Origin of the sequence: Clostridium sp. DMHC 10 (assembly GCF_001270375.1) — a bacterium.
In the GTDB taxonomy this organism is placed as follows: domain Bacteria; phylum Bacillota; class Clostridia; order Clostridiales; family Clostridiaceae; genus Clostridium_S; species Clostridium_S guangxiense.
The window spans coordinates 1620608-1646386 of record NZ_LGVB01000015.1; the positions used below are offsets into that span (position 1 = coordinate 1620608).

27 protein-coding genes, 2 pseudogenes and 1 riboswitch are annotated in these 25779 nt (G+C 30.5%); of the genes and pseudogenes, 13 read left to right on the forward strand and 16 right to left on the reverse strand.

Annotation, left to right across the window (positions count from 1 at the left end):
* Window positions 1-32: 32 nt before the first annotated feature.
* Entirely contained in the window at window positions 33-248 is a 216-nt protein-coding gene (locus AGR56_RS21750) for a hypothetical protein (protein WP_242851391.1), read from the reverse strand.
* A gap of 263 nt (window positions 249-511) precedes the next feature.
* Between AGR56_RS21750 and AGR56_RS09855 the strand changes: the two genes are divergently transcribed.
* Complete coding sequence (locus AGR56_RS09855) at window positions 512-2179, forward strand: Ig-like domain-containing protein (protein ID WP_053242111.1); 1668 nt, start codon at window positions 512-514, stop codon at window positions 2177-2179.
* A 187-nt stretch (window positions 2180-2366) separates the two neighbouring features.
* Here AGR56_RS09855 and AGR56_RS09860 read toward each other — a convergent pair whose 3' ends face one another.
* The 8 genes and pseudogenes from AGR56_RS09860 to AGR56_RS09880 all read right to left on the reverse strand — a co-directional run bounded on the left by AGR56_RS09860 (window position 2367) and on the right by AGR56_RS09880 (window position 7284).
* Entirely contained in the window at window positions 2367-3095 is a 729-nt protein-coding gene (locus tag AGR56_RS09860) for a DUF554 domain-containing protein (protein ID WP_084756937.1), read from the reverse strand.
* 19 nt (window positions 3096-3114) lie between these two features.
* Window positions 3115-3885, reverse strand: a complete 771-nt coding sequence (gene fetB, locus AGR56_RS09865; RefSeq protein ID WP_053242112.1) for an iron export ABC transporter permease subunit FetB — start codon at window positions 3883-3885, stop codon at window positions 3115-3117.
* Window position 3886: 1 nt separating this feature from the next.
* Complete coding sequence (locus AGR56_RS21755) at window positions 3887-4057, reverse strand: hypothetical protein (protein WP_242851392.1); 171 nt, start codon at window positions 4055-4057, stop codon at window positions 3887-3889.
* A 2-nt stretch (window positions 4058-4059) separates the two neighbouring features.
* Window positions 4060-4287, reverse strand: a complete 228-nt coding sequence (locus AGR56_RS21760; protein WP_242851393.1) for a hypothetical protein — start codon at window positions 4285-4287, stop codon at window positions 4060-4062.
* 88 nt (window positions 4288-4375) lie between these two features.
* Window positions 4376-4516, reverse strand: a complete 141-nt coding sequence (locus AGR56_RS21765; protein WP_242851394.1) for an ATP-binding cassette domain-containing protein — start codon at window positions 4514-4516, stop codon at window positions 4376-4378.
* 88 nt (window positions 4517-4604) lie between these two features.
* Window positions 4605-4739, reverse strand: coding sequence for a CPC_1213 family protein (locus AGR56_RS22735; protein ID WP_157055732.1), 135 nt, complete (start codon window positions 4737-4739; stop codon window positions 4605-4607).
* Window positions 4740-4785: 46 nt separating this feature from the next.
* Complete coding sequence (clpA, locus tag AGR56_RS09875; protein WP_053242113.1) at window positions 4786-7038, reverse strand: ATP-dependent Clp protease ATP-binding subunit ClpA; 2253 nt, start codon at window positions 7036-7038, stop codon at window positions 4786-4788.
* 2 nt (window positions 7039-7040) lie between these two features.
* A pseudogene (locus tag AGR56_RS09880) lies at window positions 7041-7284 on the reverse strand (ATP-dependent Clp protease adaptor ClpS).
* Between the two features lie 448 nt (window positions 7285-7732).
* Between AGR56_RS09880 and AGR56_RS09885 the strand changes: the two are divergent.
* The 8 genes and pseudogenes from AGR56_RS09885 to AGR56_RS22755 all read left to right on the forward strand — a co-directional run bounded on the left by AGR56_RS09885 (window position 7733) and on the right by AGR56_RS22755 (window position 15033).
* Window positions 7733-8935 (forward strand): maltose ABC transporter substrate-binding protein, encoded by a 1203-nt coding sequence (locus AGR56_RS09885; RefSeq protein ID WP_053242114.1) that lies wholly within the window; start codon window positions 7733-7735, stop codon window positions 8933-8935.
* Between the two features lie 351 nt (window positions 8936-9286).
* Entirely contained in the window at window positions 9287-10213 is a 927-nt protein-coding gene (locus AGR56_RS09890; RefSeq protein WP_053242115.1) for a sugar ABC transporter permease, read from the forward strand.
* A complete protein-coding gene (locus AGR56_RS09895) occupies window positions 10213-11160 on the forward strand; it encodes a sugar ABC transporter permease (RefSeq protein ID WP_231016668.1) in 948 nt (315 codons plus the stop codon). Before AGR56_RS09890 ends, AGR56_RS09895 begins: the two co-directional genes overlap by 1 nt.
* A 178-nt stretch (window positions 11161-11338) precedes the next feature.
* Entirely contained in the window at window positions 11339-12505 is a 1167-nt protein-coding gene (locus AGR56_RS09900; protein WP_278279603.1) for a glycoside hydrolase family 13 protein, read from the forward strand.
* Window positions 12506-12546: 41 nt separating this feature from the next.
* Complete coding sequence (locus AGR56_RS22740; protein WP_278279604.1) at window positions 12547-13071, forward strand: alpha-amylase family glycosyl hydrolase; 525 nt, start codon at window positions 12547-12549, stop codon at window positions 13069-13071.
* Between the two features lie 11 nt (window positions 13072-13082).
* Window positions 13083-13717, forward strand: a pseudogene (locus AGR56_RS22745) (glycogen debranching enzyme N-terminal domain-containing protein); the annotation flags it as partial.
* A gap of 192 nt (window positions 13718-13909) precedes the next feature.
* Window positions 13910-14869: an amylo-alpha-1,6-glucosidase gene (locus AGR56_RS22750; protein WP_278279692.1), complete on the forward strand. Its 960-nt coding sequence runs from the start codon at window positions 13910-13912 to the stop codon at window positions 14867-14869.
* Window positions 14866-15033 (forward strand): amylo-alpha-1,6-glucosidase, encoded by a 168-nt coding sequence (locus AGR56_RS22755; RefSeq protein ID WP_198150018.1) that lies wholly within the window; start codon window positions 14866-14868, stop codon window positions 15031-15033. Before AGR56_RS22750 ends, AGR56_RS22755 begins: the two co-directional genes overlap by 4 nt.
* Window positions 15034-15172: 139 nt before the next feature.
* Here AGR56_RS22755 and AGR56_RS09915 read toward each other — a convergent pair whose 3' ends face one another.
* The 6 genes from AGR56_RS09915 to AGR56_RS09930 all read right to left on the reverse strand — a co-directional run bounded on the left by AGR56_RS09915 (window position 15173) and on the right by AGR56_RS09930 (window position 22056).
* Complete coding sequence (locus AGR56_RS09915) at window positions 15173-16696, reverse strand: alpha-amylase family glycosyl hydrolase (protein WP_053242118.1); 1524 nt, start codon at window positions 16694-16696, stop codon at window positions 15173-15175.
* A gap of 210 nt (window positions 16697-16906) precedes the next feature.
* Window positions 16907-17980, reverse strand: a complete 1074-nt coding sequence (gene glgP, locus AGR56_RS09920) for an alpha-glucan family phosphorylase (protein ID WP_347460453.1) — start codon at window positions 17978-17980, stop codon at window positions 16907-16909.
* Between the two features lie 16 nt (window positions 17981-17996).
* On the reverse strand, window positions 17997-18524 hold the full coding sequence (gene glgP / locus AGR56_RS23375; protein WP_347460454.1) for an alpha-glucan family phosphorylase: 528 nt from the start codon (window positions 18522-18524) through the stop codon (window positions 17997-17999).
* 28 nt (window positions 18525-18552) lie between these two features.
* A complete protein-coding gene (locus AGR56_RS09925; RefSeq protein WP_278279605.1) occupies window positions 18553-20511 on the reverse strand; it encodes a family 65 glycosyl hydrolase domain-containing protein in 1959 nt (652 codons plus the stop codon).
* Between the two features lie 29 nt (window positions 20512-20540).
* Window positions 20541-20852: a hypothetical protein gene (locus tag AGR56_RS22760; RefSeq protein ID WP_278279606.1), complete on the reverse strand. Its 312-nt coding sequence runs from the start codon at window positions 20850-20852 to the stop codon at window positions 20541-20543.
* A gap of 445 nt (window positions 20853-21297) precedes the next feature.
* A complete protein-coding gene (locus AGR56_RS09930) occupies window positions 21298-22056 on the reverse strand; it encodes a cell wall hydrolase (RefSeq protein WP_053242119.1) in 759 nt (252 codons plus the stop codon).
* Between the two features lie 4 nt (window positions 22057-22060).
* A riboswitch (cyclic di-AMP (ydaO/yuaA leader) is annotated at window positions 22061-22258 on the reverse strand.
* Window positions 22259-22468: 210 nt separating this feature from the next.
* Here AGR56_RS09930 and AGR56_RS09935 point away from each other — a divergent pair.
* From AGR56_RS09935 to AGR56_RS09940, 3 genes are all read left to right on the forward strand, one after another.
* Entirely contained in the window at window positions 22469-23536 is a 1068-nt protein-coding gene (locus AGR56_RS09935) for an alanyl-tRNA editing protein (RefSeq protein ID WP_242851395.1), read from the forward strand.
* Window positions 23499-23636, forward strand: coding sequence for a hypothetical protein (locus AGR56_RS21770; RefSeq protein WP_242851396.1), 138 nt, complete (start codon window positions 23499-23501; stop codon window positions 23634-23636). The genes AGR56_RS09935 and AGR56_RS21770 overlap by 38 nt, the downstream gene beginning before the upstream one ends.
* A 73-nt stretch (window positions 23637-23709) precedes the next feature.
* Window positions 23710-24123, forward strand: coding sequence for a secondary thiamine-phosphate synthase enzyme YjbQ (locus tag AGR56_RS09940; RefSeq protein ID WP_053242120.1), 414 nt, complete (start codon window positions 23710-23712; stop codon window positions 24121-24123).
* Window positions 24124-24450: 327 nt separating this feature from the next.
* Here AGR56_RS09940 and AGR56_RS09945 read toward each other — a convergent pair whose 3' ends face one another.
* The gene (locus AGR56_RS09945; protein ID WP_053242121.1) at window positions 24451-25224 is read right to left on the reverse strand and encodes a tRNA threonylcarbamoyladenosine dehydratase; all 774 of its coding nucleotides are present in this window, start codon (window positions 25222-25224) and stop codon (window positions 24451-24453) included.
* A 219-nt stretch (window positions 25225-25443) separates the two neighbouring features.
* Between AGR56_RS09945 and AGR56_RS09950 the strand changes: the two genes are divergently transcribed.
* Window positions 25444-25641 (forward strand): hypothetical protein, encoded by a 198-nt coding sequence (locus tag AGR56_RS09950; protein ID WP_053242122.1) that lies wholly within the window; start codon window positions 25444-25446, stop codon window positions 25639-25641.
* Window positions 25642-25779: the final 138 nt, after the last annotated feature.

Below are 25779 nucleotides of genomic sequence, written 5' to 3' on the forward strand. Positions count from 1 at the left end.
TATGTTCTGGTGTTTTATCTATAAAATATTCTCTAACTAGCTCTTTTTTCTTTTTTACAAAAAGTTGGTTCAGTAAATAAAAATCTTACCCCATCAACTTTATTCAGTTCTTTACTTAATTCTTTATAAGCAAAAATAGTAAAATATGCTGATATTATTGATAATTTTGAATTACCTTTTATGCAACTCTTAAGTTCATCCCCTACTTTACCAAATTGCTTGTTATCTAATATTTTAGGCTGTTGCATTCTCCCTCACCCCATCTAATAGCCTTTAATAATTTTTCAAAATAATCCTCATAATTACTATTTTACACGTTATATTGATAAATTCAAACATATGTGAAACAATATTTTTCTTTAAGCATGCTATAATCTTCTATATTAATATGTTGTGTGTCATAACTTAATACATTTTATGATAATTTATCCCTTTTGGTTAATACATCTATGTTGAGTATACTTATGTAAAATAGTATAATTAATTGTAAATGAAAAGGGGGATTTGTCAAATGAAAAAAATCAACAATTTATTAGTTTGTATATTTGTATTACTAGCTGCAGCTGTCATTGCTCCAAATACTGCATTTGCAGAAGAAAATAAGCCAATTACATTAGAACCTTATGCTACAACATCAGAAGTAGACAGCACATATTCAGCAAAATTTAGTCCAGATGGAAGCTTATTAGCAGAAGGTGGTTACGGAAAATTAACTTTATGGGATTCTAAAACTACAGAAAAACTAATGGATTTAAAATTTTCTGATAAGACTATAAATGATCGTTATTTTGAAATCAACAAAATTATATTTACACCTGACAGCTCAAAAATATTTACTTTAGATGGTACCAAAATAAGATTGATTGATATTAAATCATCAAAAATATTATACACTTTAAATATAAATGAATATTGTGAAAATACAAACACTTTAGATGCAGAAATAAGCAATGATGGGAAAACATTATATTGTGTTAATTGTGATTATTTTAATCATAATTACAAATTATCATTTTACGACGTAGATACTGGTAATAAGTTAAAAGAAATAGATTTAAGTGATAAGCCAACATCTATAGCGTATAATAAAAATAACAACACAATAGCAGTATGCTTAAATAATGGAATCATTAATATAAGAAACTCTATTACATGTGAACAAATAAAAAACATTAATATAAAAGATTTTGATGAGGAATATAATGGCTATGGTCAATATGCTGACGAAACTTATTATACAATTGAATTTTCTCAAGATGGCAAAAAATTAATTTGCATTAATTCATCAACTAATCTTGGAGAATACTCTTATGATAAAAAAATATTTATGTTTGATGTTGATAATAATTATAACAATATCCAAACAAATTCCTACCAAATTAGTGAGGGCGATTGTGCACATAGTTCTTATAAAATTTCAAATGACGATAAAATGCTTTATATTGATGGTGTTATTTATGATGCTGATTCCATGAAACCTATTGCCGAATTAAGTGAAACTAATCGTACTTATGAACCCGAACCAAGTACTGCTACAGCAGATTTTAATAAAGATAATAATATACTCGCTGTAGGACCTTATTTATATGATTTATCATCTATCCCACATAAAAAACTTGCTTCAATAAAAATTAATGCTAGTAAAACAACTTTAAATTATGGTGAAAAATCTGATATATCTTTGACGGGATACTATGATGATGGTACGTCTGAGCAGATACAGTATAATGACGCAAACTGGAGTACATCAGATTTAAATGTTGCTATTATTAGTGATGGAAATGTTATTTCAAGAAATTCAGGAAAAGCTACAATATCTGTTGAATATGAAGGATTAAAGGATAATTTAGATATAACAGTACTTCCTCAAGATAATACTGATTATAAAGTTTTAGATACAAAATATGATCAGCCAGTAGATAAAGTCTTAGATGTTAACTTTAGTACTAAGATTGATATTAGTACTGTTAAAGAAAAAAATATTTATGTTACAGATTCTCAAAATAACATACTACCTATGTTTTATTATTGCAACCAAGGTTCTGAAAACAGAATATCAATTATACCGGTAAAAGACTATGTTTCTGGACAAGCATATACACTTTGGATAAAAGATATAAAATCAGCTGACGGTAAAACTTTAAGTCAAAATGTAAAGATGAATTTCACAATAAAATAATATATTGCAAAGATATCTTTTGCAATATAATCATGTAAAAGATATCTTTTTTACTACAAAAACAATACTTTATTTTAATATATACAAATACGTATCTATACTTCTATTCACAGCTTCCTCAACAATTTTCACAAAATCACCAGGATTATTTTCCACACTAGCTTTTTCAAGAGCACTCATATACTCATCACCTCATAAAACTTAAAATCACCTCATAAGCCACAGGAACTAAAAGGGCCGGCAGCATATTCCCTACTCTGAACTTTTTTCCGAAAGAAATATTTACACCAACACAAAAAATCAATGCTGAACCTACAAAAGACAAGTTTTCAATAAGTACCTTTCCTAAAAGTGGTCCTGCAAGAATGGTAATGAATGTAATGCCTCCCTGATAAACGAAAACTGGGATTGCAGAAAACATAACCCCAAATCCATGAGTAGAAGCAAGAATTATAACTATAACAAAATCCAAAATAGATTTAGCGGCTAACATTGAGTAATCTCCTTTAAGACCATCTTGTATTGAACCAACTATAGCCATGGCTCCAATACAGATAATAAGCGATGCATTAACAAAACCTTCAACAAACTGGTTGTCTTCTTTTATTCTTGCTACAGTTTTAATTTTTTCACCCAAAGTATCCAGCCACTTCTCAATGTCCAATACTTGTCCGATAAATCCCCCTATTACGAGTGAAAAAATTAAAAGCATGGTTCCCTTTGTTTCTATTCTGCCATTATTTATAGTAATCATTCCTTGAAGTGCTCCAGCAATGCCAATAAATATTGTAGCGACACCACATGCCTGCATTAAAATATCCTGCATTTTCTGTTTCATTCCATTTTTAAGAAACATACCAATAGCACTTCCAATGATTACAGCTGTTGTATTTATAATAGTACCTAATCCCCTCACAAAATAGCCTCCTTTTTACTTATAAAAACTGTTTTCTACTATTATATAAAGATTTATATCCTAAATTTAAAGATAAAAATACTGTTATACAAACGGAAGTGCAAATCGCAATCATAATAGCTATTTGATACATAATTGCTGTTGTAGGAAGCGTACCAGATAACATTTGTCCTGTCATCATTCCTGGTAAAAATATAATTCCCATTCCAAGCATTGAATTAAGGGTAGGAATTAATGCTGTTTCCAAAGCGCTATTAGCAAAAGGCTTTAAAATATCCTTAGGTTCTATACCTATGTTGAGCAGTGTATTAATTTTATTTTTTTCTCTTTCAATAGATTCCATAAAAGTTTTTATTGCAATGTTTACTCCTGTCATGGCATTTCCAATTATCATACCGGCTAAAGATATAGTGTATTGTGGATTAAATATGGATTTGTTAACCACTACACCTACAAAGAAAAACAATACAAAAAGTCCAGGGAATGTTAAAGAAATTCCTATTGCAACTTTAAATTTACGGTTTAAATCTTTTCTACTTTTAATTACTCTATTGATAGAAAATGCTATAATAACAATTAAAAAAGCTATCGTAAATAAAGGATTGGGATTGCCAAATATGTATTGAAGTATATATCCTACAATTACAAGTTGAACTGACATCCTTAAGCTTGCAACTATAAGAAGCTTCGTCTTATTAACCTTTGATTTTTTCATTATTAATAAAACAATAAGTAATAATAAATATATAAGTGAAAATCTAAAAATACTAAGTTTAACTATTCCATGCATATTATCGCCTCTTTACTATTTCAATTTTATTTTCACAAAATTCTTCTACAATACTCTTGTCATGACTTACAATTACTATATCAATATTTTTTTCTTTGCAAAAATTTATTATATTTCTCATTACTCTATAACTATTTTTTTCGTCTAATGCTGAAGTTGGTTCATCTAACAATATTACTTTGGGGCATAAAGATAAAAAATTGATATGTAAACCCTTTGACGTTCTCCACCAGAAAGCGTGGATGCATTCTGCTTCAAAGGAACATTTGCAAAACAAAGTTCAGTAATATATTTTATATAATCTTCTTCTGGCATAGGTGCTTGTCTCAAAGAATAAAAGGTTTTAAAATTATCTAGAATACTCTCATCAAAAAGAAAAGGATCTTGAGAAACCAAGCTCACTTCACGTCTTAAAGAAATAGGATCATATTCCTCTACTTTTTTTCTTTATATAATATTTCACCTAATACTGGCTTATAGTATGATTTAATTAGCTTTTAAAAAAAGTACTTTTGCCGCTTCCACTCTCCCCTACAATAAAATTAACTTTACCTCTTTTAATTTTTACATTGTCATAAGTCAAATTTTCTTTATAAACAATATTATTCGCTTTAAATAATATTTCATCCATTACATTCACATCCTTTGTTTATACTCTATATTTTATCATTAAAATAAAAAATTACTACAGCATTTATACTTTACTGTAGTAATTTTTATCAGTATTCACTTCTACCTTTTGAATCAAATTTAGCTCTTGCACTTTCGGCATTTGGATCGTGTTTTATATTTTTCTTTTTAAATGTTCCATCTTCTTTTTTATCATTCTGCGTCTTATTCATTTTGTTGTTCATTAAAAACACACCTCTCTATTAGTATGTTTCCCTCTCATATGACTTTTTATTCCTCTACTATATGAATTTTATCATCAATGACATCGACTATTGCTTTCCCGCCATCAGAAAGTTTTCCAAACAAAACTTCATCTACAAAATATGATTTTATATCCTTTTTTATAATTCTAATTATTTCACGTGCACCGTATTTTGAATTAAGCGCTTTATCAGCTATCCATTCAATGCACTTATTAGTTATTTCGATTTCTATATTTTTAGAATTAAGTTTATCCCTTAAATATTTAAATTCTTTTTTTACTATCAATTCTGCCATTTGTAAATTCATTTCATTAAAAACTATTATATCATCTAATCTATTTCTAAATTCAGGTGAGAAATACCTGTTTACTTCTTTATCTATATATTCTCCACCCACAGTTCTATGTCCAAAACCTATTATATTTTTGCCAACCCCTACTGCACCCTTGTTTGAAGTCATAATAAGTATTACATTTCTAAAGTCAGCCTTTTTTCCAGAAGTATCAGTCAAGGTTGCATAATCCATTATCTGAAGAAGAACATTTAAAATGTCTTGGTGAGCCTTTTCTATTTCATCAAGAAGCAATACACAATATGGATTTTTTCTTATAGCATCTGTTAAAAGTCCACCCTCCTCATATCCAACATATCCCGGAGGAGAACCTATTAGTCTTGCTACAGTATGCTTTTCTTGATACTCACTCATGTCAAATCTTATTAATTTTATATTAAGTACTTCTGATATCTTTCTAGCTATTTCTGTCTTTCCAACACCTGTAGGACCTACAAATAGCAAATTAGCTATAGTTTTAGCCTCATCATTAAGACCCGCTCTAGATCGTTTTACAGCCTTAACTACGGCCTCTATAGCACTGTCCTGACCAAAAATATTTTGTTTTAAAGTACCTTCTAAAGATTTTAGCTTTTCAATTTCATTTTCTGATACCTCTGTTACAGGTACACCGGAGATAGAGGAAATTACATTTTCTATGTCTTTTACATCTATACTTATAACATTTTCATCTTTTCTGCCCATCTGAGAAAGCGCACCACATTCATCAATTACATCAATTGCTTTATCAGGTAAAAATCTATCGTTTATATATTTAGCTGAAAACTTTGCTGCCGCCTGTAACGCACTATCAGTATATCTTACATTGTGGTACTCCTCGTATCTTTCTCTTACTCCTTTTAAAATATCATAAGTCTCCTCTACGGTTGGTTCCTTAACGTCAATCTTTTGAAATCTTCTTGATAAGGCTCTATCCTTTTCAAATATCTTTTTATACTCATCATAGGTTGTAGAGCCTATAAATTTAATTTTACCTCCAACAAGATATGGTTTTAATATATTAGATGCGTCTATTGAGCCACCTGAAACTGCACCAGCTCCTATTATAGTATGTATCTCATCTATATATACTATTGGCTTATCTTGTTTTTCGATATCGCTTAATATTTTTTTTATTCTTTCTTCAAAATCTCCTCTATATTTTGTACCTGCAACCATACTTGCCATATCAAGAGCATATATTTTACTCCCTTTTAATACATTTGGCACTTGACCTTTTACAATCAATTCAGCTATACCTTCTGTAATGGATGTTTTTCCAACACCGGGCTCTCCAACATGTATAGGATTGTTTTTTCTTCTTCTACACAAAACTTGAAGAGTTCTTTTAATAACATCCTCTCTTCCTATAACAGGGTCAATAAGTCCTTTAGCTGCTTTTTCAGTTATATTATCAATAAAATTACTTGAAATAGGTTTATCAGTTTCCTCATAGTAATCATATGCATAATATTCCTCATCATTATCACTATATTCATATGAATTGTTAATTTTATCATTAACAATGGAAATTCCATGAGTTATATAATTAAGAAGGCTTATTCTAGTAATGCCTTGTCTTTTTAAATAATATCCTCCAAAAGAATTTTCATCATCATAAATTGCTACATATATATCTCCAATAGTAATACTTTCATTTCCACTTGAGAAAACATGTTTTGCTGCAGAATTAATTATATTTTGAACTCCTTCTGTTTGTATTGGTTCCCCTTTATCTAGTTTTTCAATATTAGCTGAAAAATAATCCTCAAGCTCCTTTTTTAATTCCTCTACAGAACCTCCAGAATTTTTTATTATTTTTATGCCATCATCATAAAATAGAGAGGCATAAAGTATATGCTCAGGAGTAAAATATTTGTGCATATCATATTTTGCCTCACTATATGCTGCTGTAATAATTTCATCTAAAGTATCATCAAATCTCATAACTACGCCCCCTTCATGGTCAGCTTCAGCGGATATCCATTTTTACTTGCCATATTCTGAGTTTGTTTAATCTTAGTAGCCGCTATGTCATAGGAATATATTCCTGCAACTCCGCTTCCTTTTTTATGTACACTAAACATTATTTTAACTGCCTCAGGAACATTTTTTGAAAATATGCTTACCAAAAACTTCTACTACGAAATCCATAGTAGTATAATCATCATTATATATTATTACTTTATACATCCTAGGCTTTTTTTATTTCATCAAATTGTTTTTTTCTTGTAATTTTTGTTTCACCTGACATAAGAACAGCTCCATATTACGTCAAACCCTTCACTTTTCACATAAGTGAAAAAGTTAGTCTTTTAACGAGCAAAGCGAGTTAAAACCCTTAACTCCAATTAATTCGCAATATTTATTAATCATGATTTAACAATTTTTAGTGCGACAGCCTCATTTTTTTGTAGGTTTATCTAAAATTACTTTGGGAAACCGTTTGCTGGAATAATAATGAATAAAATGTCATATGCGACACAAAGTATATTTATTATACATAAATATACTTATAAAAAAATATAAAAACGTTATCAAAAGCTATTGACTAATGAAAAAATAAACTATATAATAATAATGTACTGCAAACGGTTGCATGAAATAATTAATATATATCATTTTTAAGGGGGAAATTAAAATGAAAAAGTATGCAAAAGTAATTGCTTCTGTGCTCACTACTATGGTAGTAGCTACTACACTAGTTGGATGTGGTTCATCATCAAGTACTTCAAGTAAAAAAACTGGACAGACTATAACTGTATGGTCACATTTAGATGGTCCTGAAATACCAGAACTTAGAAAAGAATGTGAGGCCTGGGCTAAAAAGACAGGAAATAAAGTTAAAGTTTCAAAAGACTCAAATGAGTTTAATAAACTTGTTGTTGTAGCTAAAAGTCCAAAAGCTCCAGATGTAATGATAGGAATTGCTCATGATAATACTGGTGCTTTCGTTAAAGCAGGAATATTGGATGAGGTACCTTCTGGAACTATAAATGACAGCGATTATTTAAGTGATAGCGTTGTGAATGCTGGTAAATATCAAGGAAAACAGTATGGAGTTCCATTCTTCACTGAAACATATGCATTATTCTATAATAAGGATAAAGTAAAGAATCCACCTAAAACTTGGGATGACTTAATAACACAAGCAAAGCAAGTTGGATTTGAATATGATGTAACAAACTTCTACTATTCATATGGATTGATTTCTTCAACAGGTGGATATATGTTTAAGAATAACAATGGAGCTTTAGATACTAAGGATGTTGGATTAGGAACTCAAGCAATTCCAGGATTAAAATTAATTAATGATTTATTTAAAGATGGATTTATGAAATCTAGTATTACTGGTGATATAGCTAAGGGAGATTTCCAAAGTAAGAAAACTGGCCTTTATATTAGTGGACCTTGGGATGTTGATCCACTTAAGAAAGCCGGAGTAAATTTTGGAATAGTAAAGCTTCCTCAAGTAGATGGTAAAGATTTTAAATCACTTATGGGAGTTCAAGTTGGAATGGTTCTTAAAAATTCAAAGAATAAATCACTTTCTTGGGATTTAATGAAATACCTTCAAAAGGATGAGAATTTAACTGCACTTGGAAAGGTAGGAAACAGACTTCCAGCTAAAAAGTCAATACAGGTAACTGATGAAAATTCTAAAGCTTTCTTAGAGCAAGCTAAAAATGCTGAGGCAATGCCTAATGTTCCTGAAGTATCAGCAGTTTGGGATCCAGCAAAAAATGCACTTCAATTACTTGCTACTGGAAAATCAACTCCAGAAGCAGCAGCAAAAGCTATGGAGGATAATGTAACTAAAGGAATAAAAACAATGGCAAACTAAACATACGCGGGGTTTGGGCGTAAGCCCATTATCCTTCTAGAATTAGATATCGGAACTTTTTTATAATACGCGGGGTTTGGGCGTAAGCCCATTATCTTTCTAGAACATAAAAAGAGCATTTTATCAGCAACACGGAGAAATTAAGAATTATGACTAATTAGAACGTGGAATTTGAATAAAATGTTTAAACATACTTTAAGTAGTGCTAGAAAAATAATGAGATTTATCTCAAGCCTCGCATATGTTCATATACTTCTAGAATAAGATATCATGTACTTCTATAATACAAGAGACTGGACATGCCCATTATTCTTATTTTAGTATAATTTCTTTAAAATGGAGGTTATGAAAATGAAACCTAAAGGTTTAACTCACGATAAAATAAAGCCTTATTTATATGTGGCACCTGCAATTATATCTATGATATTTCTTACTTTTATACCTATTATATATACAATTGTATTATCATTTACAAATAAAAGTTTAAACCATATGGATAACTGGAGCTTTGTTGGAATTTCAAATTATATAAGCGTTCTTACTGGAGATTTAAAACCTATTTTTTTACCAGTATTTGCATGGACACTTATATTTGCAGGAGGTACTTGCTTAATAAGTTATTTTTTGGGATTAATCGCTGCAATTGCATTAAGTAACAAGAACATGAAGGAAAGAGGATTCTATAAAGCAATTTTGGTATTGCCTTGGGCCCTTCCAGGTACTATAGCAGTACTTTCCTGGCAGGGAATTTTAAATCAAGATTATGGTGCAATAAATAAACTTTTAAAAAGTCTTCATATTATAAACACTGGAATACCATGGCTTTCAAATTCTACACTTGCTAAAATATCCATAATAATGGTAAGTGTGTGGTTAACTGTTCCTTATATGATGAATACCTGTCTTGGTGCATTAACAGCAATTCCGGATGTTTACTATGAGGCAGCTGAAATGGATGGTGCTTCAAAGTTTGTAAGATTTATTAAAATAACTTTGCCATCTTTAGCATCATCATCTTTTCCACTTATTATATCTTCATTTGCAATGAATTTTAATAACTTTACAAATATATACATGCTTACTAAAGGTCTTCCAGCAAGACCAGATACGGGATTTGCTGGTACTACAGATATACTTGCCAGTGCATCCTATAAGATGACAATGAATCTTTATAGATATGATTTATCTGCTGCGTTGGCTGTTTTGATATTTATAGTAATAGGTACTATAAGTTTCTTCCAGATGAAATTAAGTGGACAATTTAAGGAGGTTGATTAATGATGAAGAGTAATTCAAGCCAAAGCGAACTTGTTTATAAGAATAATGTAAATGTTCGTGAACAAAACAATGTTAAACAGAGTAAACTTAGCTATAAACATCATTTGACTCCCTCTGAAAAAAGAGATTTGTGGATAAATAGGATTGTAATTTGGGCTTTCATCTTATGTGCCTTATATCCTATATTATTTATAATTGGAGCTTCAATTTCAAAGGGAGATGCATTTTTTAGTGATTCAATTTTTCCAAAGCAAATTACATTTGATAACTACAAGGCACTTTTTGATGGTTCATTAGGTGATGACATGAATTTTGGAAGAAGCATTATTAATAGTTTGAAACTATGTACAGTTGTATGTGTTGCTCAAATGTTTATGACTGCTACTTCTGCATATGCATTTTCTAGAATGAAATTTAAGGGTAGAAAATATGGACTTATGAGTTTACTTATTGTACAAATGTTTCCTATGATAATGACTGTATCAGCAGTATATGTAATGTTGATTACAATAAATGGTATTGACAAAATATGGGTAGTTGCACTGTTTTTAGCAGGTGGTAGTGCCTTTAATATATGGCTTATGAAAGGTTTCATTGACGGCCTACCAAAAGAACTTGATGAAGCTGCTATGGTTGATGGAGCCACACATTGGCAAGTATTTACTAAGATAATACTTCCATTATCAAAACCTATGTTCGCAGTTATACTTCTTTTGGTATTTATAGGTGCTTATAGTGAGTTTGCAATTTCAAGTTCAGGACTTTCGGATTCTGCTAACTGGACAGTTGCAATTACACTACAACATTTTATAGATAATGCATTTAATAAGCATTGGACTCAATTTGCAGCTGCAGCTGTTGTTGGTTCTGTACCTCAAGTAATATTATTTTTGTGTTTGCAAAGATTCCTTGAAAGTGGACTTACAGCAGGAGCTGTTAAAGGCTAATGGTTTAATATTCGGAGTCAAATAATAATGTGACGTAACCAATTCACAATGTATGATGCACAATTGAGGTGAAAAATTAGCATTAATTACGCATTGTAAAATGTGCATTGTGAATTGAATTGTGTTGCATTATTTTTATATCTAATTAATTTTTTACATGCGATAAGGAGGATAACAAATGAATAAGTATGCAATATTTCACGTAGTAGAACCACCATATGTATATGGTGTAGATGATGACAATTTAATAGTAAGAGTTAGAACAGCGAAAAATGATATCAATAAGTGTGAGGTATATTACAAGAGCAGATATGACTGGGAAAAAGAATATGATGTAAAAAAAATGAAGTTAAGCGAAACAACGGAACTTTTTGATTTTTACGAAACTACTATATATCTTCAAGATAAAAGATACAGATACATGTTTAAATTAACTGATAAAACAGGTAATAGTGTATATTTAAATGAAAAAGGACTTTGTTCAGAATTAAAAGATCCAATTGAACAGTGGGGATTCCAATTTCCTTTTTTAAATTCTGCTGATGTTTATAAAGGAGTAAAATGGGCAGAGAATTCAATAGTTTACCAGATAATGCCGGATAGATTCTGCAATGGAGATAAAAGCAATGATCCAAAGAATGTACTTAAATGGGGAGAGAAACCTACAGTAAGTTCAATGTTCGGTGGAGATCTTAAAGGAATTATAGATAAATTAGACTATTTAGAGGATTTAGGAATTAATCTTATTTATCTTACACCTGTATTTTTATCTTCAACAAATCATAAGTATAATACCAAAGATTATTACAAAATTGACGATACTTTTGGAGACGTAGATAAGGCTAAGGAATTAGTGCAAAAATGTCATGAAAGAAATATAAAAATTATTTTTGATGCTGTATTTAACCATTGTGGGCACGACTTCTTTGCGTTTCAGGATGTTATAAAAAATGGAGAAAGATCAAAGTATAAGGATTGGTTTTTTATAAACGAATACCCTGTAAATATTAAAAAGGTAAATTATATTACTTTTGCAAATGAAATTTTTGCTATGCCTAAGCTTAATACTGAAAATGAAGAAGTAAAAAAATACTTACTTGAAGTTGCTGAGTATTGGATTAAAGAAGTTAATATAGATGGCTGGAGACTGGATGTATGTGATGAAGTTGATCACAGCTTTTGGAGAGAATTTAGAAAAACAGTAAAAAAGGCAAATCCAGATGCAATTATTGTTGGAGAAATACAGCATGAAGCATGTTCATGGCTAAAGGGAGAACAACTTGATAGTATAATGAATTATCCTTTTAAGAACTTAAGTGTGGATTTTTTGCTAAGAGAAAGATAACAGCAGAAGATTTTGATAATCAGCTTGCTTCAAGTAGAGTTATGTATATGAAAAAGATCAATCTGCTTTTGTTTAATTTAATAGGAAGCCATGATACTCCAAGATTCTTATATGAGGCTAATGAAAAAATTGAAAGAATGCTTTTAGCTGTCGTATTTCAGTTTACCTATGTTGGCATGCCTTATATTTATTATGGAGATGAGGTTGGAATTACCGGAGAACAAGATCCTGATTGTAGAAGATGCATGGTTTGGGATGAAGATAAGCAAAACAATGAACTTTTAGACTTGCATAAAAAGCTTATTAAAATTCGTAAGGAAGAGAAAACTCTAGTATATGGAGAATATATGAGTTTGTATAAATATGACAATGTTTTGGCATTTAAGAGAGTATTAGAAGGCGAAGAGATAATTGTAATTCTTAATAATAGTGATGAATTTCATAAGGTGAACTTGAAAATAGGCAATCTAAAATGCCATAATTTAATTTCAAGAGAAGAGATCTCAATAAATGATTGCATTGATGTTAAGCCTAATGAATATTTAATACTCAAGGTTGTAAAATAGGAGATTATAACATGAGATTTGGAAAAAATGAGTTAAAAAATTTTGATACATCTATATCAAAAGAATATCTTATTACAAATGGAATAGGTGGATATTCAAGCAGTACTATATGTGGAGCGAATATAAGAAAATACAGTGCCCTTCTTGTAGCATCAATAAATCCACCAGTAGATAGAAGAGTTTTATTATCAAAGCTTGATGAAACAGTATTTTTAGGTGACAAAAAATATATTATATACTCAAATGAAAAAATTGATGGTACTATAGAAGATGGCTATATAAACCAAGTTAGTTTTGAAAATAAATATTTTCCAGTGCAAAATTTTGTTGTAGATGGTGTTTTTATAAGCAAAAAATCACTATGAAATATGGTGAAAATACTACAATTATAAATTACTCTATTATAAATAATGATAAACCATTTACAATGAAGGTGGAGGCGCTGGTAAATAACAGAGATCATCATGAAAATACTAAAGCTTATGCGCTTAAGTGTATGCAAAATACGGATGAGCATGGTGTAATCATTTCATTTGATATAAATGATTTAAAACTTAATCTAAAGTCCGATAAAGCAGTTTATGTAAAACATGAAAAATGGTATGAAAATATGTTTTACATAAATGAAAAGGAAAGAGGACTTTTAGATTACGATAATCACTTTATTCCAGGATATTTTGAATTTAAGCTTAAGCCTTATGAAAAGGGAGAGTTTAGTATTATCGCGTCAACAGAGAGCATAGAAGTTGTTGATGGAAAATATTATTTTGAGTTAGAAGAAAAGAGAAAAAAATGCATTTTATCTAAGCTAAAGGTTAGGGATGAACTAAGTGAAACCTTGGCACTAGCAGCAGATCAATTTTTAGTAAAAAGAAAGTCTACAGGTAAAGCTACAATAATAGCAGGATATCCATGGTTTACAGACTGGGGAAGAGATACAATGATAGCTTTTACCGGGCTTACACTTTGCACTGGCAGGTTTAAAGAAGCTAGAGAAATTCTAATGACTTTTGCAATGTATGTAAAGGATGGATTGGTTCCTAATATGTTTCCAGATACCAATGCTGAGCCAATATATAATACAATAGATGCTTCTTTATGGTATTTTAATGCCGTGTATAAGTATATAGAATATACTGGTGACTATGAATTTATAAAAAACAATATCTTTAGTGTTTTAACTAATATAATAGAAGAACACGTAGAAGGTACAAGGTATGGCATAAAAATGGATAAAGAGGATGGTCTCTTAAGTGGTGGAAGCGAAGATACTCAATTAACGTGGATGGATGTTAAAATAAATGATTTTGCAGTGACTCCAAGGTATGGAAAAGCTGTAGAAATAAATGCCCTTTGGTATAATGCAGTTTGTATTTACAAGGAACTTTGCAAAAAATTCAATATTTCATGCGAATTTTACGGTAAACTTCAGAAACAAATAGAATGCAGCTTTATAAAGAAATTTTGGAACCACAAGAAAAACTATTTTTATGATTACATTTGTAAAGACTATAATAATGATCAAATAAGACCTAATGGCATAATTGCTCTTAGTCTTCCATATACAGCTGTGGATGAGGAAAAGGCGAAAAGAGCTGTATCAACTGCTTTAGGAAGGTTATATACTCCGTATGGTTTAAGAAGTCTTGAAGAGGAAGATAAACAGTATATTGGCATATATTCTGGAGATGTTTTAAAGCGAGATACTTCATATCATCAAGGAATTGTATGGGGATGGCTTATGGGACCACTTATTTCTTCCGTAAAAAATGGTATGAAGATGAGGCACTTTGTATGAAGCTAATAGAACCATTTTATGATCATTTAAGGAATAGATGTATTGGAAGCATTTCAGAAATTTTTGACGGAGATTCTCCATATGAACCTAAGGCGTGTTATGCACAGGCATGGAGTGTTGGAGAAGTGCTTAGGGTTTATCTAGAATGCATTCTTAAAGAATAGATATTCCTATATATAAAAATGAGGCTGTTGTACTAAATATAAATATTGATAAGCAAAATAAGTGAAGGGTTTTAACGAGCAGAGTAAGTTAAAGCCCTTTAATATTAGTTTTTCGCCTTCTTTTTAGGCAGAAAATTAGTTATTGCTTTGCAATTTTTTTTAATATAACAATGGTTACTACAAAAATAATTATAATTGATGCCGCTGCAGCTGTGCATAGATATATTAAATTGCTTTTTAAGGTTAGTACAGATGACTGCATTGGCTTTATAGTGAAAGATACTTTTCCTTTAGAAATTTTATAGCTTTTTTCTGAAAGTAAATCTTTTAGAGAATCAAGAAAGTTGTAATCATCCTTAGGTAAATCAAAAGATATTTCTTGAGGTTTATCAGATGTATTAAAAGCAGCTATTACGATATTATTATTGTATTTTCTTAAATAACATATGGTATTATCAGAAGAGGATAAAACTTCAATATTTCCTTTAGTTAAGGCTGGATTGGCTTTTCTTATTGAAGTAAGCTTTTTTACGTATTTAGTAATTGAAGATTTAGAGTTCCAATCCATCATTCTTCTGTTATCTGGGTCATTACCGCCGTCCATTCCAATTTCGGTACCATAGTACATTACTGGAATACCAGTATAGGTCATCATAAAGGTAATAGCACCTTCTAATCTCTCATTTTTTAGGTCTGTAACGTCATTTATAAATCTTGGAACATCATGATTGTCTACAAAAGTTCCCATTAAATTTCTATTCGTATATATATCATCTTGATCTATGGAATTGGCTAAATCAGAGGCTGGTTTAAGACCTTTGAAAACGGAATTTATAGTGTAGTAGGCTGGAAAATTAACAAAACCATCTATTCCTGTTTCCTCATAACTTTGAATATATGCTGAACTGCCATTATTTACTTCCCCTATAAAATAAAAGTTAGGGTAATCCTTTTTTATTGACGATGTAAAGTCCTTCCAAAAACTTTTTGGCACATGTCTTACAGTATCTAGCCTGTAACCATCTATATTGGTTTCTTTAATCCACCACTTTGCCATATTTATTAGATAGTTTTTTACTTCTAGATTGTTTTGGTCTAAATCTGGAAGCCCTGAAAGCCAGCCATTTTCAACATTATCTTGGTTATTAAAATCGCTTATTGGTGTATTTTCATGAAACCAGGAAGCTTTTTTAGGATCTTTTACAAATGGATGATTAACACCTGTGTGGTTTACGACTATATCAAAAATAACCTTTAGACCTTTTTGGTGAGCTTTATTTACCAGTTCTTTTAGCTTTGCCATTGAGCCAAAATGCTCATTTGTCTTATAAAAATCAGTAGCCCAGTATCCATGGTAACCATCGGTATCATTTTTAACTACTGGCGTAATCCAAATAGTAGTAAAACCTAAATTTTTTATGTAGTCTAGTTTGTTTATTATTCCTTGAAAATCCCCACCATGGTATTTTGAAGGATTTGATGTGTCAACTTCGTAGTTATTGCTCTTATCTCCATCGCAAAACCTGTCAGTCATTATAAAATAGATCATATCGTCGCTTGTGATCTTTGTGGACTTGTTTGCAGCATTGACCTTATTATTCAATGAAAAAGATAGAATGGAAGTAATCAAAATTATAAAAACTAGCTTTAGTTTATTACCCATTAATATTCCTCCTTACATAGTTAAAACAAAAGTAACTATTTACGATCAAGAGAAGTAACAGTGTTAAAGGGACAATTTAAATAAAATTAAATAAATCTTAGCCTTTTTAGATTTTAGCTAAGATTTATTTATTAAAAGTACCTTTATTTTTTCTAGAAGGATAATGAGCTATTGCTCAAACCCCGTTTATATTTGTATTTAGAAATACTATTATTTCTCATACATCTTTGAATAGTATTCGTCAAGCATTCTCTTAACAGAAAAATAATCTTTAGTAGATAAAATACTATTTTTCATCATTTCAATCCATTTATTTCTGTCTGAATAAAAAGTAGGAATTACTTTATTAGTTAGCACATCATACAATGCCTTTGAATCATGCTCGTCGATGAACTTTATATCTTCAGATTCAACGCCGTCACCAAATTGCCATCCATTAATACCGTCTTTGCAAGCTTCAGGCCACCAGCCATCTAGAATACTTACATTGAGAACACCATTCATAGCAGCTTTCATACCAGATGTACCACTAGCTTCTAGAGGTCTTCTTGGATTATTAAGCCATATATCAGAACCGTGAGTAAGCATTCTTCCAATTGTCATATCGTAATTTTGTAAGAATACAACTGAATTTGGATATTTCTTTGAGAATTTAACCAAATTTTCAACAATTTCCTTACCTACATCATCAAGTGGATGTGCTTTACCTGAAAATACTATTTGAATTTTTCCTTCTTTAAGCAGTGGATCAACTATATCGCTATTTGTAAATAATAAATCACTTCTCTTGTATGGAGCAGCACGTCTTGAAAAACCTATTAAGAGGGCATCTTTATCAAGTTTAACTCCATTTCTTTCATAGACAAAGTCTATTAGGGCCTCTTTATTTTTCATATGTTCATTCCATAAAGCTTCTTTATCGTCATTTTTAGCAGCAGAAATCATGTTTTCATCTACCCAAGTTGGAAGATGAATAGCATTTGTAATTCCTATTATTTCAGATCTTCCATCAACATCTTTCCACATTTTGTTTGCAGTTTCTTTGTGAAGCTGAGCAACTGCATTTGAAATTTTTGAAAGTCTAAGAGCTCCTACAGTCATGTTAAAAGGAGAACCTCCAAGAGACACTAGCTGTTCAATGGTTAAGCCGTTATTTGCTCCCATATACATTAATCTATCAATGGTATGTGATTCATTTCCCTGAACTATAGGAGTATGAGTTGTAAATACAATTTCATTTTTTGATTTTTCTACAGCAGCATCAAAGGATAAGCCTGAATCCATTTTTTCCCTAATTAACTCAAATCCGGCAAAAAAGTGCATGACCTTCATTGAAATGGTACACATCGACATCTATCCCTAAAGCTCTCAAAGCTCTTATACCACCTATACCAAGAACCATTTCTTGAGCTATTCTTTCTTCTCCAAACCAACCATAAAGTTGTCCTGTTATCCAAGTATCTTCATTTTCAGGAAGGTCAGTATCGAGCAGATAAAGAGGAGCTGTACCAAATTTGTCAAGTAGCCATACTTTGCAGACTACATTTCTTTGACGAATTTTAACATTAACCTTTACGCCAGTATCTTTTAGAAAATCATATTTGTAATTTTTATAGGAATCATAGGCTTTATCATCTTTATCTATATATTGGTCACTATAGCCTTGCTTCCATTTTAATCCTATACCTACCATAGGATAATTATAATCTTTTGCGCCTTTAATGTAATCTCCAGCTAATATTCCAAGTCCACCTGCATAGGTTCTCATAGAAGTATCTACTGCATATTCCATACAAAAATAAGCTACTTTTGGTAAATTGTTATTCATAATAAACTACACAACCTTTCTTAAATAATTATAGATTAATAGTTAGAGTTTCATTTTCATTTAATGTAATATCTTTATCATTTATGATTAAAGAAAATTTTGTCCCTACCTGGTGTTCAATAGTTAAAGTTGAGGTAGAAACAGAGACTTTTATAAGACTCTCTCTGAAAACTATTTTAAATGAATATTTATTCCATGCCTTTGGTATAAAAGGCTTTAAACTTAATTTGCCATTTTTAATTCTAAGTCCACCAAAACCATGTACTATAGACATCCATGTACCAGCCATACTTGTGATATGAAGGCCATCATCAGTATCATTATTGTAATTATCAAGATCTAATCTTGCAGTTCTAAGATATAATTCATATGCTTTATCTTCATAACCTATTTCAGCTGCAATGATGGAGTGAATACATGGAGATAAAGATGATTCATGAACAGTTCGTGGTTCATAAAAATCAAAATTATGCTTTTTTACAGAATAATCAAATTCATCATTTAAAAAGTACAATCCTTGTAAAACATCAGCTTGTTTTATAAAGCATGATCTTAAAATTCTGTCCCAAGACCAATGCTGGTTCAATGGTAAATTTTTAGGATCAAGATTTTTTACGAGTATTTGTTCTTTATCAAGATATCCGTCCTGTTGAAGAAATACATCAAGTTCTTTACTATAAGGAAAGTACATTTTGTTTGTTATATCTTTCCACAAATTTATTTCTTCTTCATTTAGGTTAAGTTTCTTTTTTAAATCTTCATACTTATTTGAAAATTTTTCTTTTACAATATTTATTGCTTCCATTGTGTATCTAATATTCCATGAAGCCATAGTGTTGGTGTACCAATTGTTATTAACGTTGTTTTCATATTCATTTGGACCTGTTACGCCAAGTATCATATATTTATCTTTAAATTTATTATAATTAGCTCTCGAAGCCCAGAAGCGGCTTGTCTCAACTAAAACATCTAAGCCATATTCTGAAAGATAAGCCTCATCGCCTGTATATCTTACATAATTATATATTGCAAATGAAATTGCAGCATTCCTGTGAATTTCTTCGAAGGTTATTTCCCATTCATTATGGCATTCTTCACCATTCATTGTTACCATTGGATATAGAGCACCTTTTAATCCTAACTTTGCAGCATTTTCTTTTGCTTTTTCTAGTTGATTATAGCGGTATATTAGTAAGTTCTTTGCTATGTATTCTTCGCGTGTGCTAAGATAAAATGGAATACAATACGCTTCAGTATCCCAATACGTGCTTCCACCATATTTTTCTCCTGTAAATCCTTTTGGTCCTATGTTGAGCCTTGAATCATCGCCTGTGTAGGTTTGATTAAGCTGAAAAATATTAAATCTTATGGCTTGCTGTGCAGAAGGATCACCTTCAATTATTATATCACTGTGGTTCCAAATTTTTACCCATTTGCAAGAACTTTCATTTAAAAGCTTTTCAAAGCCTATGTGTTTTGCTTCACTTATAATTGAATAAGCCTTGTCTACAAGCTCTTCTTTTTTGTAATATCTATTAGTTACAACACTGATATACTTAAAAAGTGTAACGGTGCTTTGTCTTTTTGCTTTGACTAATAAATTATTACCTACATATTTTTCGTGGCTCTGCAGCTCAGAAATTAGTTTGACAGGAGTATCATCAATATACACACTATAATTCATAGCTGTCGTAACTACAAAATCTAGCTTTTTCGTTTTTAGAGAAAGGTGGGAAGAAATATTATCTACGCTTCTATCAACTTCATCCCAAAATTTTTCATCATAGTTTGAGTCTTCGTTTTGAACATCTCCATTTAAATATGGATTAAAGATTATCTCACAATCATTATCTAGCGGTGTTATGCTGTAGGATATGGCTGCGAGTTCTGTTTTTACCATACTAAGAAATCTTTTTACTTCAACTTTGTATTTGTAGTTTGAATTATCTTCTACTATAAAGCTTCTTGTTAAATAGCCTTCTTTCATGTTAAGAATACGTTTAAATTCAGAAACCTTTAGTTTGATAAATCCAAATTTGTTTCATTAAGTTTAACTTTAATTCCAATAAAATCTGTAGCATTTATTACTTTAGCAAAGTATTCAGGATAACCGTTTTTCCACCAGCCGACTCTTGTTTTGTCAGGATAATATATTCCAGCAATATATGTTCCTTTTAGAGAATCGCCGCTAAAATCTTCTTCAAAATTCCCGCGAAGCCCCATTTTACCATTACCTATGCTCATTATGCTTTCATATATTTTATTGTTGCCAAGGTGTAAGCCATCTTCGATTATATTCCACTCATCTACTTTTACGTAATTACCCATTTATTCACCTTCTTTGAAATAGTTATTTAAATTATAATCAATGCAAGCGGTTGCACTTATACTATATCATTATTTTGCAATTACTTCAAGAGAAATATTACTAATAAATTTTATTTTAATGAAAGTATGTATAAAATAAAATTCCAGAGGGCTTTTATCCTCTGGAATTAGCTGTGTTAAACGTTTATTTTTAAGACTATAAATTGTGCAATTATATTTGTAAACTAGAAAAAAACATCTATAGTGAAACTAGCTTAACTACAAACTATATATACACCATAATCCCTTGAAAATTGGTATTTTGGTACATATATAGTTTGAGTTTTACAGTAGTTTCACTAAAGGGTTACCGTACCGAAACTTAAGTTATGCATGTTTCAAAACGCCATGTTCTGGGCATTATGAGACATGTATAACTTAATAGTTGAGTCGATAACCATATATATTAGAATGCAAATATTAAATTCCCTGAGATTAAGGATACTGGTTTTGATCTAAGCCATGTATTTGTTGCAGTATTATCATAGAAGTATAAAGCTCCATTTGTTGGATCAGCGCCTCTAAGAGCTTCTTTTGCGGCATTTAGTGAATCTGTAGTTGCAGACTTGTTTATCATTCCATTTGCAACTGGAGTAAATTGATAGTATCCATATTGAGTATCATAGATAACTTTTGTAATAGTATTTGGGAAGGTGCCACTTTTAACTCTATTGACTATTACTGCTCCTACTGCTTTCATTGCAGTATAGCTTTCACCACCGGCTTCTGCATTTATAAGTCTTGCAAGCAAATCAACTTCGGAACTTGTACATGAGATTACATAAGGTGATACTGAAACTTGTGAACTACTTCTAGCAGGAATAGCTAAGGCTTGTCCAACATAAATGTAATCTGACCATATATTATTTGCCCATCTAAGATTATTTAAGGTTACACCAAATTTATGTGCTATAAGGTATAGAGAATCTCCACTTTTAACTGTATAAACGGTATCCGGAACCTTGATAGTTTGTCCAGGATATATTGTGCTGCTAGCTAAATTATTAGAACCAATTAGGTAATTTGTGTTTGTACTGTAGCTTCTGCTTATGGTGTAAAGAGAATCTCCACTTTTAACACTGTAAGTTGCAGCATGTACATTGCTTGAATTTGCTCCGGCTATGGCTATAAAAGCACCAATAGCTAAAAATTTTAATTTATTCATAAGTATCCTCCTTCTATTTTGCCTCCGAGGTTAGCTTGCGGGTTCGGGTTGAAGGCACCCTACCTTTAGGAACATATAGTTAAATAATAAGAAAACTTTTGAAATTTTCTTATTGACTATTAGTTTATTGTATATTGTTCTAAAGGATTCACCCAAATGTGATCCCCCGTACTTCGTTTAGAAGATTCGGCAAGTATAGTTGACATTCTAACATATACTTTGTGGTAAAACTATGGAGTATTTATGGTAAATAAGTAAATACATTTTTAAAACAACAAAAATATAGATTAATTTCATTTGATTTTATATACTTATTTTCCTATTAATTCAAGTAAAATTTTCTTTTTCTTGCACAGTAGAAATAAATACTCTAAAATGGTATTAATAAAGAAAATGTTTTGGAGATGATTTTATGACTGAAAAAATGTTTTATGATGATCCTTACGTGTGTGAGGGAGAAGGAAGGATATTAGACATAATAGAAAAAAATAATAAGTATGAAGTTGTTTTGGATAAAACACCTTTTTACCCTGAAGGTGGTGGTCAACCTTGTGATTTAGGTACTATAAATGGAATGCCAGTTGAATATGTTCGCGAAAAGGATGATGTAATTTATCATGTTATGAATACAAAACCTGATGGCGAAATAGCAAAATGTAAGGTCGATTTTCTTAGGAGAAGAGATAATATACAACAGCATACAGGAGAACATCTTTTATCTGCAGCATTTTTTAAATTGTATAAGGGAGTTAACTGTGGCTTTCATATGGGCGAAGATTACATAACAATTGATATAGACATGGAAGAAGTAAATGAATCTATGGTTCAAAAGGTTGAAGAAGAAGTAAATAATTATATTTATATGAATGTACCTACAAAAACTTATTTTATGAGCAAGGATGAGGCGAAAAAACTTCCTCTTAGAAAAGCTATAAAAGCAGAGGGTAGGATAAGAATAGTTCAGCTTGGTGATGTTGATTACAGTGCATGTTGTGGAACACATGTTGTTAGAACAGGTGAAGTAGGAATAGTAAAAGTATTAAAAACAGAAAAGTATAAAGGAATGACAAGAGTTTATTTCAAATGTGGAGAAAGAGCGCTTAAACACGTTATGAAGGAACACGACATAATAAGTAAGCTTCAAAAGTTATTTTCGACAGAGGAAGATAAACTAGTAGATAGAGTGAATTCTCAAAATGAAGAGATCATGAACCTTAGAAAAGAAGTTTCTGAGTATAAAAAAAATGAAGCTAAAATAGAATCAGAAAAGCTTTTAAAATCTTCACATTCAAAACTTATATCGGCACATTATGAAGATAGGGATTTTGATTTTATAGAGAGTATATATGATTGTTTAAAGGATGAAGAAGCAGTTGTCATATTGACATCAGGTAAAGACAACAGAATTATTTTTGCACAAAATGCTATTGATAGTGTACAGTGTGGAAAAAATATTCAAAGAAAATATAAAAGGATTTAATGGTAGAGGTGGTGGAAGTCCTAAGAGGGCACAAGCAGCTTTTTCAAATAAAGAAGATTTAAGTAGGTTCGTAGAATTCTTAAAGGAAAAGGCAATATAGGAGAAATAGTGCTTTGAAACATTAAAAAGATAAATCATAAATCTAAGGGTTATTGAATATGGAGGTATGTTGTATGAATAATTTATTTGAGTATTCATTAAAAACTTATAAAAATGAAGAGTTTTTAGACATAACTGACTTGGTTAGAAAATCGTTAAAGGAAAGTAAAGTACAAAATGGCACTTTGACTGTATTTTGTCCACATACTACGGCGGGAATTACTATAAATGAAAATACAGATCCAGATGTTGCTAGTGATATAATACAAACTTTGAATAAGGTTTTTCCAATAGATTGGAATTATAAGCATGCAGAAGGAAATTCGCATGCACATATAAAGTCATCACTTATGGGAGCAAGTTGCACAGTAATTGTTGAAGATGGAAAGCTTAAACTTGGAATATGGCAAGGAATATATTTTACAGAGTTTGATGGACCAAGAAATAGAAATGTATACGTGAAAATAGTCCCTGATAATCAAAACTAAAATTCCGTAGGTACGGAGGAATTTTTTCCTTTAACTACCGTGGAAGCGAAGTAATAATGCTGAAGGAACGATTTAAAAAATTCTAATAAATCTTAGTAAAAAAATCATAAAATACTTAGATAATTCAATCTATCTGAACGTTTAGTGAGTATAAACATACGCGGGGTTTGGGCTCTGCCCATTATCATTCTAGAACTCAAAGCAACCACTTTTTTTAAATAACCACTTAGATTTATAGAATTTATTATTGAAAGTGCTTTTATCTTATTCTAGAAAGATAATGGGCTTACGCCCAAACCCCGCATATGTGTATGTGACAAAGCATTGTTATTTCACTTTGTTATCATTGTATCCTATTATGTCTTTTATAACTTCTCCTCCAATTATCATTCCTGCAACAGGAGGAACAAAGGATATACTTGCCGGGATTTGACGCTTTGCAGTGCATTTTCTTGAACCGTTTGTGCATACACAGCCTTCTTTACAAGTTATGACTTCACCTATCTTAGGCTTTTTAGGCATTTCTTCAGAATAAAGCACCTTAAGAGATTCTACACCTCTCTTTTTTAGTTCATGGCGCATTACTTTAGCAAGTGGGCAAATTTTAGTTTTGTATATATCTGAAATTTTAAATTGAGTAGGATCTAATTTATTGCCTGTTCCCATACAGCTTATTATGTTTATATTATGTTCTTTGCACCACAATATAACTGAAATTTTTGATGAAACAGTATCTATAGCATCTATTACATAATCAGTATCTTCAGGTATTATTTCATGTATATTTTCTTCAGTTATAAATGTTTGATATGTATTCACTTCACAATGAGGATTTATGCTTAAAATTCTCTCTTTCATTACTTCAACTTTAGGTTTAGCTATAGTTTTAAAAGTTGCATGAATTTGCCTGTTAAGATTAGTTAAACAAACAGTATCATCATCTACAAGAATTAAAGTACCAATGCCTGATCTCGTAAGGGCTTCAACAGCATAGCTTCCAACTCCACCTATACCTAAAATTACAACCTTGCTTTTGTATAATTTTTCTAGATTATCTTTTCCAATTAATAATTCTGTTCTTGATAATGAATGTTGACGCATTTATTTATAGCTCCTTATATTAAAAATTATAGATATAGAATAACATTAAAAATAAATAACTTCAACCAAAAGTGTATTTGTATATTTTTTATTATTTGTTCTTAAGATAACTGGTTCAGTAGCTAAGTTTGCATTAGTTCTTGCAATTACAGTTATTGCGCAGATAATATTAGATCCAATTTGTCGAGTTTTTGCAGATTGGTTTGATGGAAAAAAATAATGATTTTATTAGATATTTTAAATGGACTTATAGTTCTAGCTATAGGAATTGTTTATAAAATAAATGGCATACTTCCAATGTCTTATATTTATTTTTCAGCTGTAGTATTATCAGTAATTTCTTTATTATATAGTTTTACCGGTTCTGAAGTGTTTCTAGGTATTATAGAAGAAGACAGGCTTTTAAGAGCAAATTGAATTAGCTTTTTTATTTCAGCATTATTTAATATAATTATTGATAAAAAGTAAGGAGTAATAGTATTTTGTAATACAATTCAATTATTTACATATTAATACTTTTATGATAATATATATTATAAAGTAAAAAAATATATA